The organism is Flavobacterium sp. GNP011 (assembly GCF_056428925.1).
In genome coordinates this window covers 1-16,473 of the sequence record NZ_JBWJVJ010000024.1, presented here as the reverse complement: position 1 = coordinate 16,473, position 16,473 = coordinate 1, and the positions used below count along the sequence as shown (strand labels likewise).

The following is a 16,473-nucleotide window of genomic DNA, read 5'->3' as shown; positions in this document are numbered from 1 at the left end:
AGCTTTGTTTGGTTTTTATGTTTTTCATCCGATAAATAAATACTATTTTAGATTTATTTTTGTTAAATAAACGAACACTACCATTGAAAACAAAGTTATACCTTATTTTTTTTTTATACAGTTTTTGTGCCTTTTCACAAGAGCTTCCGCCTATTGTAAAATATAGCTCTTCTACTTACGGAGCAGGAAATCAAAACTGGATGATTGCTCAAGATCAAAAGCATCATGTTTTTTTTGCTAATAACGAGGGATTATTAGAGTATAATGGAGCAAGTTGGGAATTGTATCCTTCACCAAACGAGACTATTGTGCGGTCTGTAAAAGTTATTGGAAACAAAATTTTCACAGGATGTTATATGGAATTTGGTTTTTGGTCGCGTCTGCAAAATGGTAAATTGAAGTATACCTCGTTGAGTAGGTCACTAAAAAATAAAATACTTGATGACGAACAATTTTGGAATATACTGCATTATGAGCAATGGGTGGTTTTTCAGTCGTTAAGCCGCATTTATATTTATGATACTAAAACAGGTTCGTTTAAAATTATTGCTCCAAAAAACAATATTTCTAAATCTTTTCAGACTAAAAATGGAATTTTTTTTCAAACGATCAACGAAGGACTTTTTGAAATTGAAAGTGGTAAGGCGCATTTAGTTTCAAATAATCCTATTTTACTAAAGAATAAGATCGTAAATGTGATGGCCATTGAGGAAGGTATTTTGATTCTAACACAATCAAATGGTTTCTATAAACGGATAGGAACACAATTGACTAAGTTCAGCACCGATGTTGATTTAGAATTAGCATCTAGCAGCGTTTATAGCAGTCAAATTTTATCAGATGGAAGTTTTGCGTTAGGTACTATTTCAAACGGGATTTACATTATTTCATCGAGTGGAAAAGTAAAGTATCACATTACTCAAAATAAAGGTTTGACCAATAATACCGCTTTATCTCTTTTTGAGGACGTTGATAAAAATCTCTGGGTGGGGCTTGATAACGGAATTAACTGTATCAACTTACAATCGCCCGTGCAAAATTATGTTGATGATACGGGGATTTTAGGAACAGTGTACACTTCAAAATTACATAACGGCCTTTTGTATGTTGGGACAAATCAAGGTTTGTTTTACAAGAATTACGAAAATAAGGATACGTTCAAATTCGTAAAAGGAACCAAAGGACAAGTTTGGTCCTTATTTGTTCATGATGGTACGCTTTTTTGCGGACATGACTCTGGAACATTTATAGTTAATAATGCCAATGCTACCAATATTTTTTCGGCATCGGGGACTTGGAAGTTCAGCGAGGTGCCTAATAACAAGGGGATTTTGTTACAGGGAAATTACTATGGAATATCTGTTTTATCAAAAAAAGGTTCATCATGGGAGTTCAGGAATAAAATAGCTGGATTTAATTATTCTTCTAAATATTTTGAAATTACAAAAAACTTGAATGTCTATATAAGTCATGAATACAAGGGTGTTTATCGAGTAGAAACCGATGTGAATTTTGGAAAAGTAAATCGTATCGCAGTTTATAAAACACCAGCAAAGGGCAAAAATGCGAGTCTTACTAAGTTTAATGGAACTATTTATTATGCAAATAAGGAAGGAATATTCAAGTTGAATGAGCAAACAAAATTGTTTACTAAAGATACCGTATTAAGTTCTGTTTTCGCTAAGGAAGAATATACATCAGGAAAGTTAATTGTTGATAATTCTAATAAAATATGGTTGTTTTCTAAAAATTACATTCATTATTTCTCTTTGAGTAAACTTAGTAGTCAGCTCAAACAAAATGTAATTCCAATTCCATCTTCTTTGACAAACTCCATGCTTGGATATGAAAATATTACACAAATTTCTAATTCTAATTATTTGATAGGAACTACCGACGGATATTATATTTTGAACCTAAATGAATTGAGTTTCAAGAATTATGCGATTACAATAACCTCAGTTGGGGTAAACAAGCAAAATGAACCAATTGAAAATAGTTCGATCCTTAAAGCGGGAGTGTTTAAATACGATGAAAATAACATCACTCTCAATTATACGGTTCCCGAGTATAACAAATATCTCAACGCTGAGTTTCAATATCTTTTAGAGGGATTTCAGGAGGATTGGAGCGAATGGAATTCAAAAACAAGCGCTACTTTTAAAAATTTAGCGCCAGGAGATTATGTATTTAAGGTACAAGCTAAATATGCAAATGCTAGTGTGGAAGAGTCTGTTGCTTATAGTTTTACAATTAAAAAGCCGTGGTATCTTACGACTGTTGCTCTATTGATTTACCTTGTTATTGTGCTGGTTTCGGCTCGTTTTATTCATAAAGCGTACCGGAAATATTATCAAGAACAAGAAGATAAATTGATAGAGGAGAACAATTTATTGTTAGAAATTAAAGAGCTAGAGAATGAACAAGAAGTTATGCGAATTAGAAACGAGCAACTTTCACAAGATGTAGATACAAAGAATAGAGAATTAGCAGTTTCAACAATGAGTTTGAACAGTAAGAATGAATTATTGGCCTTCATTAAAGAGGATTTAAAGAAAAATACGGATGATGGAAACAGAAGTATTAAATCAGTAATTTCTACCATTAATAAAAATATCACAGAGGCGGATAGCTGGAGTGTTTTTAAAGAAGCCTTTGATAATGCCGATAAAGATTTTTTGAAAAAGATAAAAGCAGCACATCCTTCTTTAACTTCAAATGATTTAAGATTATGTGCCTACTTGAGGTTAAATTTATCGTCTAAAGAAGTTGCTCCGCTCCTAAATATTTCTGTTCGAAGCGTTGAAATAAAAAGATATCGTTTGCGTAAAAAAATGGAATTGACGCATGAACAAGGTCTTGTGGAGTATGTTTTAACTGTATAGGTCGAGGTAAATTCTTCATAAACAACTATACATTACCACAACATTAACGTTATTGTTGTGGTTTTTTGGTTTTTGAAAGATGAATTGTTTCACAAAATCTTCTTAATATTCAACACTTTTTTTAAGTATTGAGAATTAAATACTAAATTTTTTGCGTTGTATGTTTTTTGTAGAGGTTCTTTTTGAATAATTAGCACTGTTACGGATTAATTTTAGAGTTCACAAAAAACATAAATTATGAAGTCAAACTATCTACTAATCCTTTTCCTTTTTCTGTCCTCTTTTGGGTTTGCCCAAGGATATGATGTTGGAGGAGTTGTTAATGAAGCAAGTTCTGGTGTTCCAATACCAGGAGTTAATGTTCAACTAAAAAATGTAAAAGGCGGAACATCTACTGATTTTGATGGCCGTTTTTCCTTAAAAAATGTGGCGCCCGGCGCAACATTAATCTTTTCTTATATTGGTTATAAAAATTTAGAGTTTAAAGTAACAGCCGCAAGTTCTTCACTTACTATTTCTTTGCAAGAAGACTCAAAAGTATTAGATGAGGTTGTTGTTATTGGTTACGGAAGTCAAAAAAAGCGAGAAGTAACAGGTGCGGTTTCAGTAGTTGATAGTAAGACATTGGAAACTTTAAAACCAGTACGCGTGGAACAAGCTTTACAAGGAACCGTTTCAGGTGTAAATGTAACAAGTCAATCTGGATCTCCTGGAGCAGCTTTGGATATTCGAATTAGAGGTATTGCAACTAATGGTGACGCAAAACCACTTACCATAATAGACGGTTACATAGGAGAGCTAGGATTATTAAATCCGAATGATATTGAAACTATTACTGTACTGAAAGATGCACAAGTTGCAATTTATGGTTCAGCCGCTGCAAATGGAGTTATATTAATAACCACTAAAATGGGTAAGAAAAATTCTAAAGGCAAAATTTCTTTCAATACCTATACTGGTTTTCAAGAATCGACACGAATCTTGCCAACATTGAATGCAACTGAATATGCCCTCTTATTAAATGAAAGTTACGCTAATAGTGGAAACCCAGCTCCTTATCCAAATGTAAGTGGACTTGGTAAAGGAACTAAATGGCAAAACCAAATTTTAAGTACAGGTGTACCAATTATTAGCCACGATTTAACTTTTTCTGGAGGATCTGATAAAATTACGTATTCTGTAAGTGGTTCTCATTTAGATCAAGAGGGAATTGTAGGTGAAGACAAATCTGGATTTTTACGAAATACAGCAAGAGTTTCCCTAGGGGCTGATGTGAGTGAAAAATTGAAATTGAAAACAAATGTTATTTATACCTATTTTAATCGCAGAACATTGCCAGAAAATGGAAATGCCTCTGTACTCTTAAATGCTGTAAATGCACCATCAAATATAAACCCATATGATGCAGCTGGTAATTTTACATTGATTCCTGGTGGTGCTTTAGGTAACGAAATGATTAATCCTTTGGCTCAAATAGCCAATACATACAATGATTATAACTTTAAGCAGTTAAGTGGGAATTTCGGATTAGATTATAAATTAATACCTGGCTTGGTTATTAGCAGTACAATTGGATTTAAAACGGCTAATAGTGAATCTAGAAGTTTTTCACCAATCCTTGATTATGGCAGTGGAAAAGTATTCAACAATACAAGAAGTTCTGTTTCGCAAAATGCTATAAACGATAACAATTATTCTTTTGATTTATTTGCAACTTATACAAAGGTTATTGCAGAAAATCACAAATTAGTAGGGGTAGTTGGAAATACTATTTACAAAGAATATGGTAATGGTTTGTATGCTACAGGGTTTGATGTTCCTAATAATTCTTGGGAATATGCAGATATAAAGTTGGCAAACGGCGCTCCTGCTGTGGGTACAAAACCTGTAGATTCCTATGTTTACGATGACAGAAGACTTTCTTATTTTGGAAGAATTCAATATGACTATAAAGGGAAATACCTTTTATCAGGAATGATTCGTCGTGATGCTTCAACCAGGTTTGGACCGGGAAACAAAGTTGGATATTTCCCTTCAGTTACTGCAGGATGGGTTGTATCTGATGAAGGCTTTTTTGGAGATAAACCCCTTGTTAATTTCCTTAAATTAAGAGCGAGTTATGGTATAGTAGGTAACGATGCTATTCCCTCTAATGGTTATGTTTCCCAATTAACTGGTAGTGGTTCTTATGTTTTTGACGGCGTAATTGTGACAGGAAGAGCAACAGGTCAAATTCCCAATCCTAATCTAAAATGGGAAGAGGCTAAAAAGTTCGATGTTGGTATTGATTTGAATTTGTTTAATAATAAGTTAACGCTAGTTGCTGATTATTTTATTGATACTAGGACTGACCTATTAATTAAGAGAATACCTGTTTCAGGTATATCTGGGGGGCAGGCTCCAGGAGCATCTAATCCAACTATAAATGCAGGAACAGTTAGAAATGAAGGGATTGAATTTGCAGTCAATTACAATACTAAATTTTCAAATGATTTTAGTATGAGTTTGGGCTACAATACTACTTTGCTGAGAAATAAGGTAACCTACATGGGTACTCCATTTATAGAATCGGGATCATTTGGTATAGGTCAACTAGCACCATCTAGAATGGAGGTAGGTCATGCATTAGGTTATTTTTATGGTTTAAAAACGAACGGTATTTTTCAAAATCAAGCTGAAGTTGATGCAGCTCCATCGCAAAGTGATCTTGGGGTTGCAGCATCTCCAGGAGATATTAGATATGTAGATGTAAATGGTGATGGAAAAATTAATTTTGATGATAGAACAGATATTGGAGATCCAATTCCAACAGCTACAATGGGCTTTAATATGCAGTTCAATTATAAGTCTTTAGATTTTTCTGCGTATACTTTTGCATCAATAGGAAATAATATGGTGCGTAATTATGAAAGCGTTGCTCCAGATGCAAATCGTTTAAATTATGTTTTGGATAGATGGACGGGTGAAGGCACCAGTAATAGTGTTCCAAGAGTTACAACTGCTGCAACCACTAATAAACTGTTTTCAGATTTTTTCGTAGAAGACGCATCTTATATCAGAATCCAAAATATTCAGTTAGGATATACATTGAATTCTAAAATATCTGAATTAGTAGGTATTTCTAAGTTTAGAATGTATGTAGGTGTAAATAATCTTTACACATTTACAAAATACAAAGGCTTTGATCCAGGGGCTTCTAATGGAGAACCTATTGGAGGTGGAATAGATTACGGTTTTTATCCTACTCCAAGAACCTATTTATTAGGTCTTAATATTAATTTTTAATTGCATTCAAGATGAAAAAGTATTTATTTATTACCCTAATATCAATCGTCGTTTTCAGTTCGGTATTGAGCTCTTGTAGTGATGATTTTGTTGATCGTCCTATTGAATATTCAATTGATTCAGAGAATTATTTCAATTCTAAAACTGATTATGACAATGCTTTAATTGCTGCTTATGACCTGTTGAACAGTACTTTTATTAATGTACTAATGGGTGAAATAGCATCTGATAATACCTTTGCTGGAGGAAATAGTCCAACGGATGTTCCTGGTTATCAGCAAATTGATCAAATGAATCATAGCCCAGTTAATGCTAATTTAAAGCAACTTTGGGATTGGATGTTTGCAGGTGTTCAAAGAGCGAATTACATTTTAGAATTTAAAGATAAAACGGAATTCAAGGAAAAAAATCAAGTTATTGCTGAAGCAAGATTCTTAAGAGCCTACTATCATTTTGAATTGGTAAAATGGTTTGGCGGGATACCAATGAAAGGAGATGCTAGGTTTGCTCCTGGTGACGAGAAAATAATACCTCGTTCATCAATTGCGGATGTTTATGCGTCTATTCAAAATGATTTAATTTATGCATCTGAAAACTTGGCGGCAAGTCCTTCACAAAAAGGTAGAGCTACTAGTGGAGCAGCTTTAGCCTTATTAGGAAAAGCATATTTATATGATAAAAAGTATGATTTAGCAGCAACTACTTTCGAAAAACTTATCGGAACCGGAAGATATCATTTAGTTCAAACAACTGATTTGACGTCTCAACAGCTTAGCAGTGGTCTAACGCCTTTTGGAAGCATTTTTGAAGAGGCGGGAGAAAACGGTCCTGAATCTGTTTTTGAAGTACAATATACTGATGTTCAAGGTGCAAGATATGAAGAATTGCAATATAGTAAAGGTAATGTAGCAGTAGGTTTCGCTGGGCCTTTTGGATACGTAGGGCCTACATTTGCTGATGGAAACAATTTTAATTTACCTACTCCAAAGATAGAAAGTGCATTTGAAGCTGGAGATTCAAGAAAACAAGTTACTATTTTAGATATGGTAGCTTGGATTGCGCAAAATCCTGGTACCAGTTACACCAAACAAAACCAAGATACAGGTTACTTTAATCGAAAGTATATTCCTAGAACTCGAAGAGATGAGGCTGCGGGAGATAAGAAATTAACGAGCCCAAACAATTACCGAGCAATACGTTATGCAGATGTATTATTAATGGCAGCCGAAGCTTTAAATCGCGGAAATATTGATGATGCTAAAGCAAGAGGCTATTTGAATCAAGTGCGTCGTCGTGCTTTTGGAGATTTAAATCATGACATCGTTTCTTCAGGTGCAGCATTAACAGATTTTATTTTGGCTGAAAGAAGAGTAGAACTAGCAGGAGAAGGACATCGTTTCTTTGATTTAGTTCGTACAGGCAAGGCTGCACAAGAAATCCCAGGATTTACGGCAAATAAACACGAATTATTTCCTATACCTATCGAGGAAATTCAGTTTTCTAATGGGAATTGGAAACAAAATCAAGGGTATTAAAAAACTAACATAATTTAGATATGAAAAAGTTACAATTAATTCTAAGTATTTTCATTCTGACCCTTTCTTTTGGGTGTACGGAGGAAAATAATGATGTAGATTTAGAAACTATAGGTACGCCAAAAAACGTGTCGGCACTCACAACCATTACACAAGATAATTCAGGTAATGTTACTTTTTTGCCAAAAGGAGAAGGAGTAACTCAATTTGAAATCTTCTTTGGAGATGCCACAACGAAGTCCGTTTTTTTGAATCCTGGTGAAACGTTCACGCATAAATATCGCGAAGGAGTTTTTAAAGCAAAAATTATCGGAATAACTCTCAACGGTAAAAAAACCGAAACCATTCAAGATGTAACAGTTTCGTTTTTAGCACCTAAAAACTTAGTAACGACTGTTGCTATTGGTAGTAATCTAAGTGTTAATGTTTCAGCAGAGGCAGAATTAGAGACTTTTTTTCAAGTTTATTTTGGTGATGTTCCTAATGAAGTTCCAGTAGATTTTATGCAAGGTGAAGTAATAACGCACACCTACAAAACTCCAGGAACCTACAATGTACGTGTTGTAGCATTGAGTGGTGGTGCAGCAACTACTCAAAAAATAACTCCAGTAACGGTTACAAATTTATTTGCTGCTCCAGCTCCAACTGTTCCTGCTGCAAATGTTATCTCTATGTTTAGTGATAGCTACACTAATGTTGCAGTTGATACCTGGAGAACTTCTTGGTCACAAGCAACTTTAGAGGATATTAATATCAGTGGAAACAAAGCAAAAAAATACAGTGCATTAAATTTTGTGGGTATAGAGGCTACTTCTTCTCCTATAAACGCATCGGCTATGACATTTTTTCATATTGATATTTGGTCATCAGATGTAACAGAATTCAAAGTAAAACTAGTTGATTTTGGTGCAAACGGAACCTTTGACGGTGGTGATGATAGAGAACACGAAATAACCATTGCCAATCCTAAAAAAGAGGAATGGGTAAGTTTAGACATTCCATTAAGTAATTTTACAGGATTAACTACACGTTCGCACATTGCCCAATTAATTTTAGTAGGAGCTCCAGCAGGAAGTAATACAGTTTATGTAGACAATGTGTTTTTTTACAACACTGCAGGCTCTGTTACTGCAGCGCCAACACCTACACGTCCTGCATCAAGTGTGATTTCTATGTTTAGTGATGCATATACAAATGTAGCTGTCGATACTTGGAGAACTTCTTGGTCTAGTGCAACATTAACTGATTTGAGTATAAGCGGAAATGCAACTAAAAAATATAGCGCCCTAAATTTTGTAGGTATTGAGGCTACTTCAACTCCTATAAATGCAACTGCTATGACTCACTTTCATACTGATGTTTGGTCTTCTGATTTTACACAATTCAAGATTAAACTAGTTGATTTTGGTGCCGATGGAGCTTTTAGTGGAGGCGATGATGTTGAACATGAAATAACAGTAAATTCTCCAGCCCAAGGATCGTGGGTTAGTCTTGACATTCCATTGAGTCAATTTACAGGTTTAACTACAAGATCACATATTGCACAATTAATTTATGTAGGAGCACCATCGGGTAACAATACGGTTTATATTGATAATGTTTACTTTCACAACTAATTAGGGTTTTAACTTTTAAAACTAGCATTAATAGTTAGTGTGCATTATTACAATTTGAATTTTAAAAAATAATAAAATGAAAAAAATACTAATCAAAATAGTTTCTGTTTTTATCCTGCTTTTAATGGTGAATTGTCAGGAGGATAATCTAGGATTTGGAGCCATAGAAGCTCCCTCAAATCTAAAAGTGACTGCTGAAATTATTGGGAAATCAATCGCATTTCCAAATGGTGATGGGTCAGGAAAAGTAAAATTTGTAAGTACCGCCGAAAATGCAATTTCATACAAATACGTTTTTAGTGATGGCACAAGCAAAAATCAACCAAGCGGAATTCTTGAATATCCATTCGCTACGCCTGGTACCAATACATATACTGTAACCATAATAGCATCGGGTGCCGGAGGAGTTACTTCTAGCACATCAATAGAGGTTACTGTGTTTAGTAACTTTAAAGATGAAGCAGCAGTTCAATTGTTAACTGGCGGATCTAATAAAAAATGGTATTGGGCACAAAGTGAACCAGAACATTTGGGTGTTGGTCCTAATGTAGCTTGGTCTGATCCTACTTTTGGAACACAAAATTACTATCCCTCTTTTTATAGGGCTGCAGCCAATGAAAAAGCTGCAACTTGTTTGTACAAAAGTGTAATGACTTTCTCTAAAGTGGGACAACAAATGAAATTTGAATTGGATAACAAAGGACAAACGTATTATAATGCAGCTCTTAAGGGCGTTAGTGAAGATGCATGTTTTGACTTGGTTACTACAGGATTAAAAGCAGTAACTCTAAGTAAATCAGATTCTTTTGTTTCTAAAAATCCAGGAGCTGCTACTCAAACTAGGGGAACTGTTTTAAATATTGCTGATGGAGGTTTTATGGGGTATTTTGTAGGTTCAAGTTCTTATGAAATACTTTCTTTAACGGATAACAGAATGCGAGTAAGAGTAATTCAAGCAGGTAATCCATTTTTAGCATGGTATCATACCTTTACCACAACACCTCCAGCTGGAGCCGTTACACCGCCATCTGCAAATTATAATGTATTGAAATTTAGCGATGAATTTAATACTGACGGAGCGCCAGATCCTACTAAATGGGGTTATGACTTAGGTGCAGGAGGTTGGGGTAATAATGAATCTCAGTCTTATACAAGTGCTAGTGATAATGTAGTTGTAGCCGGTGGGAACTTAAAAATCACTGCTAAAAAAGTAGGTTCAGCATACACATCGGCTCGATTGAAGTCTGAAAATAAATTTGAATTTACTTACGGTAGGGTTGAGGTAAGGGCCAAATTAACAACTGGTGCTGGTACTTGGCCAGCAATCTGGATGTTGGGAGAAAATTATACTACCAATGCTTGGCCAGCCTGCGGGGAAATTGATATCATGGAATTTAAAGGAAGTCAACCTACAACTATTTACGGAACTTTACATTATCCCGGAAATTCAGGAGGTAATGGTAATGGAAGTTCAACTACAATAGCTAATGCTGCTTCTGAATTTCATATTTATAAAACCATTTGGAGTCCAGAGTCAGTAAAAATATATGTTGATGATGTTTTGTTTCACACGGTTGCAAATACAAGTGCGTTGCCATTTAACAAAGATTTCTTTTTGATTTTAAATGTTGCAATTGGAGGAACCTTTGGAGGAGCAATTGATCCAGCATTTAGCCAATCTTCTATGGAGATTGATTATGTAAGAGTCTATCAATAAACACATTTGAAATAGAAATAACAGTAAAAGGTAGGTTTTTTTTACCTGCCTTTTGCATTAATAAACATACCACAAATGAAGCACTCATTTCTATACATACTATGCAGCCTATTTATTGTAGTTGCTTGTAGCAAAAAAATCACACAACCATCAACTTCCTATGTGCAAAATAATTTATTAGATAGAAAGGTTGATTCGGTTCTTCGATTGATGACTTTAGAAGAAAAAGTTGGACAACTCAATCAATACAATGGGTTTTGGGATATTACTGGACCCACTCCAAAAGAAGGCCAAGCCGCAAAAAAATATGAAGATCTCAAAAAAGGTTTAGTTGGATCTATGTTAAATGTTAAAGGGGTAAAAGATGTGCACGCTCTACAGAAAATAGCTGTAGAACAAACCCGACTCAAAATTCCATTGCTCTTTGGTTTTGATGTAATTCACGGGTACAAAACAATTAGCCCTATTCCACTTGCTGAAGCAGCAAGTTGGGATTTACAAGCCATTCAAAAATCAGCAGCTATTGCTGCCGAAGAGGCTTCGGCGGAGGGATTAAATTGGACTTTTGCTCCCATGGTTGATGTGGCTCGTGATGCACGCTGGGGTCGTGTTATGGAAGGAGCTGGTGAAGATCCGTTTCTTGGAAGTAAAATTGCGGTAGCTCGAGTGCAAGGTTTTCAAGGAAATGATTTGGCCGCGACCAATACAATCTTGGCTTGTGCCAAACATTTTGCTGGTTATGGTTTTGCTGAATCAGGTAGAGATTATAACATGGTAGATGTAAGCGAAAATACGTTACAAAACACCATTTTTCCTCCTTTTAAAGCAGCTGTTGATGCTGGCGTGCGTACTTTTATGAATTCCTTCAATGAATTGAATGGCATACCTGCAACAGGTAATGCATATCTACAAAGAGATGTTTTAAAAAATGATTGGAATTTTGATGGTTTTGTAGTTTCAGATTGGGGTTCTATAAACGAAATGATAGCTCACGGATATGCAAAAGACAGCAAACATGCAGCCGAGATTGCCATCAATGCAGGATCTGATATGGATATGGAATCAAGCGCTTATGTAGACCATTTAGTGGCATTGGTTAAAGAGGGTGAAGTAAAAGAAAACCTTATTGATGATGCTGCAAGACGTATCTTAAGAGTCAAATTTGAATTAGGACTTTTTGATGATCCTTATAAATATTGTGATGAAAAAAGAGAGCAATCCACAGTAGGTAAACCAGAGTTTCATGAAGGTGTTTTAGACATGGCAAAAAAATCAATTGTGCTTTTAAAAAATGACAATGATATTTTACCATTAAAAAAATCAGGTCAAAAAATAGCGTTAATTGGTGCTTTGGCAAATGATAAAACCAGTCCATTAGGAAGCTGGCGAATTGCAGCCGAAGACAATACGGCGGTTTCTGTTTTAGAAGGATTGCAAAAATACTCTGGAAATCAACTGACTTTTTCAAAAGGTGCTGATGTTTCGGTGGGACGTATTCAATTTATTTGGGAAACTAAAATCAACTCCACAGATAAAACGGGATTTGATGAAGCGATTGCAAATGCAAAACAAGCAGATGTTGTGGTAATGGTTTTAGGAGAACACGGTTTGCAATCTGGAGAAGGTAGAAGCAGAACCGAGATAGATTTACCAGGTGTACAGCAAGAATTACTAGAGGCAGTGTATAAAGTGAATCCTAATATTGTTTTGGTTTTAAACAATGGTAGGCCTCTTGCTATTCCGTGGGCTGCAGAAAAAATTCCTGCAATTTTAGTGGGATGGCAGTTAGGCACACAAAGTGGTAACGCTATAGCGCAAGTACTATATGGAGATTACAATCCGAGTGGAAAACTACCAATGTCTTTCCCGCGCAACGTGGGGCAGCTACCTTTGTATTACAATTATAAAAATACGGGAAGACCTATAATGAATGAACCTGAAAGTGTTTTTTGGTCTCATTATATTGACGAGAAAAACACGCCTCAATTTCCTTTCGGACATGGTTTAAGTTATTCTAAATTTGAATATTCAGGTATTGAATTGTCTTCTAATGCTTTCGCAAAAGGTGGATCTATTCAAGTATCGGTCAATGTTAAAAACACAAGTAATGTAATAGGTAAAGAGGTAGTTCAGTTGTATATTAGAGATTTGATCGCCAGCGTTACGCGCCCTGTAAAAGAACTTAAAGGTTTTGAATTAATAGAGTTACAACCTAATGAAACTAAAAAAGTAGTGTTTACAGTTGATGAGAAAACAATTGAATTTTTTACCGCCAATAGAAAGTGGGAAGCCGAAGGAGGAGACTTTAAAATTTTTGTTGGAGGCAGTTCTGTAACGCAATTCGAAAAAGATTTTCAATTTAAAAACTAAGCATTTATGAAAAATATATTGGTTTGTTTCCTAATTTTCAATTGTTCATTCGCACAAGTGGGTACGCGCAAATTAGTTTGGGAAGAACATTTTGATGAAAAATCATTAAATGAAAAAACTTGGAACATCGAGTTGGGTGACGGTTGTCCAAATTGTGGTTGGGGTAATAATGAAAGACAGTTATATACGGCTGATAATCATAAAATTGAAAAAAGTTGTTTGGTAATTACTGCAAAAAAAGAAGCAGACAATAAATACACATCAACTAGAATTACTACCAAAGGGAAAAAAGAATTTCAATACGGTAGATTTGAAGCAAGAGCTAAACTTCCCGTAGGGCAGGGGGTTTGGCCTGCTTTTTGGATGTTAGGCTCTAATATTGATCAAGTTGGGTGGCCCATGTGTGGAGAAATTGATATCCTTGAATATGTGGGCAAGGAGCCCAATATGGTTTTTACATCGTTACATACTCAGGACAGTCATGGAAATACTATTAACACTAAAAAAACAAAAATCGAGTCTATTGAGGAGGGTTTTCACCTGTATGCTATAGAGTGGACACCGGATAAAATTGATTTTTTTGTAGATGCAAAGTTAGTGTATACCTTTCAGCCCGAATCAAAAACCCAAGCTGTTTGGCCATACAATCAGCCTTTTTATTTTATTATAAACATGGCTATAGGAGGTAATTTTGGAGGGCCTGAGGTGGATGATGCAATTTTTCCTCAAAAATTTTATATTGATTACATCAAAGTGTATCAATAAAGTGAAGATTTATCTCAATACTAAACACTAAAAAAGCCAGATTTTTTCGGCTTTTTAGTGTTTTTTGTTGATAGTTTATAATTTCATTGATAATTTCACCAGATTCTAAATTTATTAATATAATTTTTATTCTTTTTTTTGCATTTAAATGCAATATTTTGTTAAATTTGAATTAAAATTAGCCACTAAAACCAAAAGCCTATTACATAAAATTACTTTTTTGAGAAATCATACCCCAATTAATTAAATTAAAAAAGTACTATTATGGTTAATATACAACTCAACGATGCGCTTTTAGTAAAAGAATATGTGTCTGGAAACGAGGATGCATTAGCAAAACTAATTAAAAGGCACGAGTCTAAAATCTACGGTTTTATTTACTCTAAAATACCGGATAGAGATATCACGAATGATATTTTTCAAGATACTTTTATTAAAGTAATCAATACTTTAAAATCTAATTCTTATAATGAGGAAGGTAAATTTTTGCCTTGGGTAATGCGAATTGCTCACAATTTGATTGTAGATCATTTTCGAAAATCAAAAAAAATGCCTTTGTATAGAGAAACGGAGGAGTTTTCTATTTTTTCAATCATGTCTGATGATTCACTATCTATTGAAAATAAAATAATCGCAGATCAAGTACAAATTGATATAAAAAAAATTATTGAAGAGCTACCTGCTGATCAAAAAGAAGTTTTAATCATGCGTATGTATCAAGACATGAGCTTTAAGGAAATATCTGAGATAACTGGTGTTAGCATCAATACTGCGCTAGGTAGAATGCGCTATGCTTTACTTAATTTGAGAAAAATTATAGACAAACATCAAATTGTTTTAACTACGTAATACTATACCTCTAATTCTTACGTTATAATTTAAAAATAAAAGCGTGGAATTTATGGCAAAATTATACTCAAAAAAGGCAAATGCCTTACCTTTAATGAAACCTAAAAAAGAAATAATTTCTTTTTTGCTCAGTTATTCAAAAGCACTGACAGTCATTAAAATAGACAATAGGTGCTATGAAATTGTATCTAATTAATTGTAGATTTAATGTAACTTTTAAAAAGTAAAACCACTAATTTATAGTGGTTTTACTTTTTTTTGATATTCGTTGATTATCTTTTTTCTACCAATAGTTTTGGTGATAATGTCTTTTTCTAAATCCCAACCTCTTGCTGGCGAATATTCTCTTCCGTACCAAATAATTTGTAGGTGCAGGTCGTTCCATGTTTCTTCTGGGAATATACGTTTCGCATCTTTTTCTGTTTGCACTACATTTTTACCATTGGTTAAATTCCAGCGGTACATTAACCTATGAATGTGCGTATCTACAGGAAATGCAGGTACTCCAAAAGCTTGAGACATGACCACACTAGCCGTTTTATGGCCCACAGCAGGAAGTTCTTCTAGAAATTCAAAACTTTGTGGGACTTCGCCGTTATGTTTTTCTATTAGAATTTGTGATAATCCGTGTATTCCTTTTGATTTCATTGGCGATAAGCCGCAGGGTCTTATGATTTCTTTAATCTCTTCTACACTCATTTTTACCATATCGTACGGATTATCTGCTTTTGCAAAAAGTATTGGGGTTATTTGATTTACCCGTACATCAGTACATTGAGCAGATAATAAAACAGCTATCAATAAGGTATAAGGATCTTTATGATCTAGTGGTATGGGAATTGTAGGGTACAATTCTTTTAACGTATTTATAACAAAAGTTACGCGTTCCTGTTTGGTCATTATTCCTAAATTTGAATTGTAAAGAAAATCATTTCTAATTGTAAATGCAACTTACAAACCATTTCACTATTAAATATTATTACAATGACAACATTAACTAAAGGGGATAAAGCTCCAGATTTTATAGGTTTAGATCAAGACGGTAAAAAACATCAATTAGCAGATTATGCGGGTAAAAAGCTAGTTGTTTTTTTCTATCCAAAAGCAAATACTCCTGGATGTACAGCTGAAGCTTGTGATTTGAGAGATAATTTTGAACGCTTTCAATCTAATAATTACGCATTATTAGGAGTGAGTGCTGATAGTGCAAAGGCTCAAGCCAAGTTTAAAGACAAATACGAATTTCCTTTCCCTTTACTTGCTGATGAAGATAAATCAGTTATTCAAGCTTTTGGAGTTTGGGGACCAAAAAAGTTTATGGGTAAAGAATACGATGGAATTCATAGAACTACTTTTGTTATTAATGAAGAAGGTTTTATTGATGAGGTTATGTTTTTGAATGGATTACATGGAATAGCGATCTTAAAGAAGGTACTTTTGTATCTGTTCCT

At 34.4% G+C, this 16,473-nt stretch carries 10 protein-coding genes; 9 read left to right on the top strand and 1 reads right to left on the bottom strand.

Going from position 1 to position 16,473, the window contains the following annotated elements:
• The first annotated feature begins 83 nt into the window (after nucleotides 1-83).
• The 8 genes from AC061E_RS15365 to AC061E_RS15330 all read left to right on the top strand — a co-directional run bounded on the left by AC061E_RS15365 (nucleotide 84) and on the right by AC061E_RS15330 (nucleotide 15,022).
• Nucleotides 84-2,885 carry a helix-turn-helix and ligand-binding sensor domain-containing protein gene (locus AC061E_RS15365; protein ID WP_478287038.1) on the top strand — a complete coding sequence of 934 codons (2,802 nt, stop codon included), beginning with the start codon at nucleotides 84-86 and terminating at the stop codon, nucleotides 2,883-2,885.
• Between the two features lie 237 nt (nucleotides 2,886-3,122).
• Nucleotides 3,123-6,170, top strand: a complete 3,048-nt coding sequence (locus tag AC061E_RS15360) for a SusC/RagA family TonB-linked outer membrane protein (protein WP_478287037.1) — start codon at nucleotides 3,123-3,125, stop codon at nucleotides 6,168-6,170.
• An 11-nt stretch (nucleotides 6,171-6,181) separates the two neighbouring features.
• Nucleotides 6,182-7,705: a RagB/SusD family nutrient uptake outer membrane protein gene (locus AC061E_RS15355; protein ID WP_478287036.1), complete on the top strand. Its 1,524-nt coding sequence runs from the start codon at nucleotides 6,182-6,184 to the stop codon at nucleotides 7,703-7,705.
• Nucleotides 7,706-7,725: 20 nt separating this feature from the next.
• A complete protein-coding gene (locus AC061E_RS15350) occupies nucleotides 7,726-9,321 on the top strand; it encodes a PKD domain-containing protein (protein WP_478287035.1) in 1,596 nt (531 codons plus the stop codon).
• A 76-nt stretch (nucleotides 9,322-9,397) separates the two neighbouring features.
• On the top strand, nucleotides 9,398-11,038 hold the full coding sequence (locus AC061E_RS15345; RefSeq protein WP_478287034.1) for a family 16 glycosylhydrolase: 1,641 nt from the start codon (nucleotides 9,398-9,400) through the stop codon (nucleotides 11,036-11,038).
• A gap of 75 nt (nucleotides 11,039-11,113) precedes the next feature.
• A complete protein-coding gene (gene bglX, locus AC061E_RS15340; protein ID WP_478287033.1) occupies nucleotides 11,114-13,408 on the top strand; it encodes a beta-glucosidase BglX in 2,295 nt (764 codons plus the stop codon).
• 6 nt (nucleotides 13,409-13,414) lie between these two features.
• Entirely contained in the window at nucleotides 13,415-14,173 is a 759-nt protein-coding gene (locus tag AC061E_RS15335) for a glycoside hydrolase family 16 protein (RefSeq protein ID WP_478287032.1), read from the top strand.
• Nucleotides 14,174-14,437: 264 nt separating this feature from the next.
• Nucleotides 14,438-15,022 carry an RNA polymerase sigma factor gene (locus AC061E_RS15330; RefSeq protein ID WP_478287031.1) on the top strand — a complete coding sequence of 195 codons (585 nt, stop codon included), beginning with the start codon at nucleotides 14,438-14,440 and terminating at the stop codon, nucleotides 15,020-15,022.
• Between the two features lie 237 nt (nucleotides 15,023-15,259).
• Here AC061E_RS15330 and AC061E_RS15325 read toward each other — a convergent pair whose 3' ends face one another.
• Nucleotides 15,260-15,922 carry an endonuclease III domain-containing protein gene (locus tag AC061E_RS15325; RefSeq protein ID WP_478287030.1) on the bottom strand — a complete coding sequence of 221 codons (663 nt, stop codon included), beginning with the start codon at nucleotides 15,920-15,922 and terminating at the stop codon, nucleotides 15,260-15,262.
• Between the two features lie 84 nt (nucleotides 15,923-16,006).
• On the opposite strand from AC061E_RS15325, the gene bcp reads away from it, so the two are divergent.
• On the top strand, nucleotides 16,007-16,473 hold a 467-nt coding region (bcp, locus tag AC061E_RS15320), incomplete at its 3' end, for a thioredoxin-dependent thiol peroxidase (RefSeq protein WP_478287029.1).

Excerpts from the sequence above, each read along its gene's own strand:
- bglX (WP_478287033.1), top strand. The coding sequence starts at position 11,114 with ATGAAGCACTCATTTCTATACATACTATGCAGCCTATTTATTGTAGTT.
- AC061E_RS15355 (WP_478287036.1), top strand. The coding sequence starts at position 6,182 with ATGAAAAAGTATTTATTTATTACCCTAATATCAATCGTCGTTTTCAGT.
- AC061E_RS15330 (WP_478287031.1), top strand. The coding sequence starts at position 14,438 with ATGGTTAATATACAACTCAACGATGCGCTTTTAGTAAAAGAATATGTG.
- AC061E_RS15335 (WP_478287032.1), top strand. The coding sequence starts at position 13,415 with ATGAAAAATATATTGGTTTGTTTCCTAATTTTCAATTGTTCATTCGCA.
- AC061E_RS15350 (WP_478287035.1), top strand. The coding sequence starts at position 7,726 with ATGAAAAAGTTACAATTAATTCTAAGTATTTTCATTCTGACCCTTTCT.
- AC061E_RS15345 (WP_478287034.1), top strand. The coding sequence starts at position 9,398 with ATGAAAAAAATACTAATCAAAATAGTTTCTGTTTTTATCCTGCTTTTA.
- AC061E_RS15325 (WP_478287030.1), bottom strand. The coding sequence starts at position 15,922 with ATGACCAAACAGGAACGCGTAACTTTTGTTATAAATACGTTAAAAGAA.
- AC061E_RS15360 (WP_478287037.1), top strand. The coding sequence starts at position 3,123 with ATGAAGTCAAACTATCTACTAATCCTTTTCCTTTTTCTGTCCTCTTTT.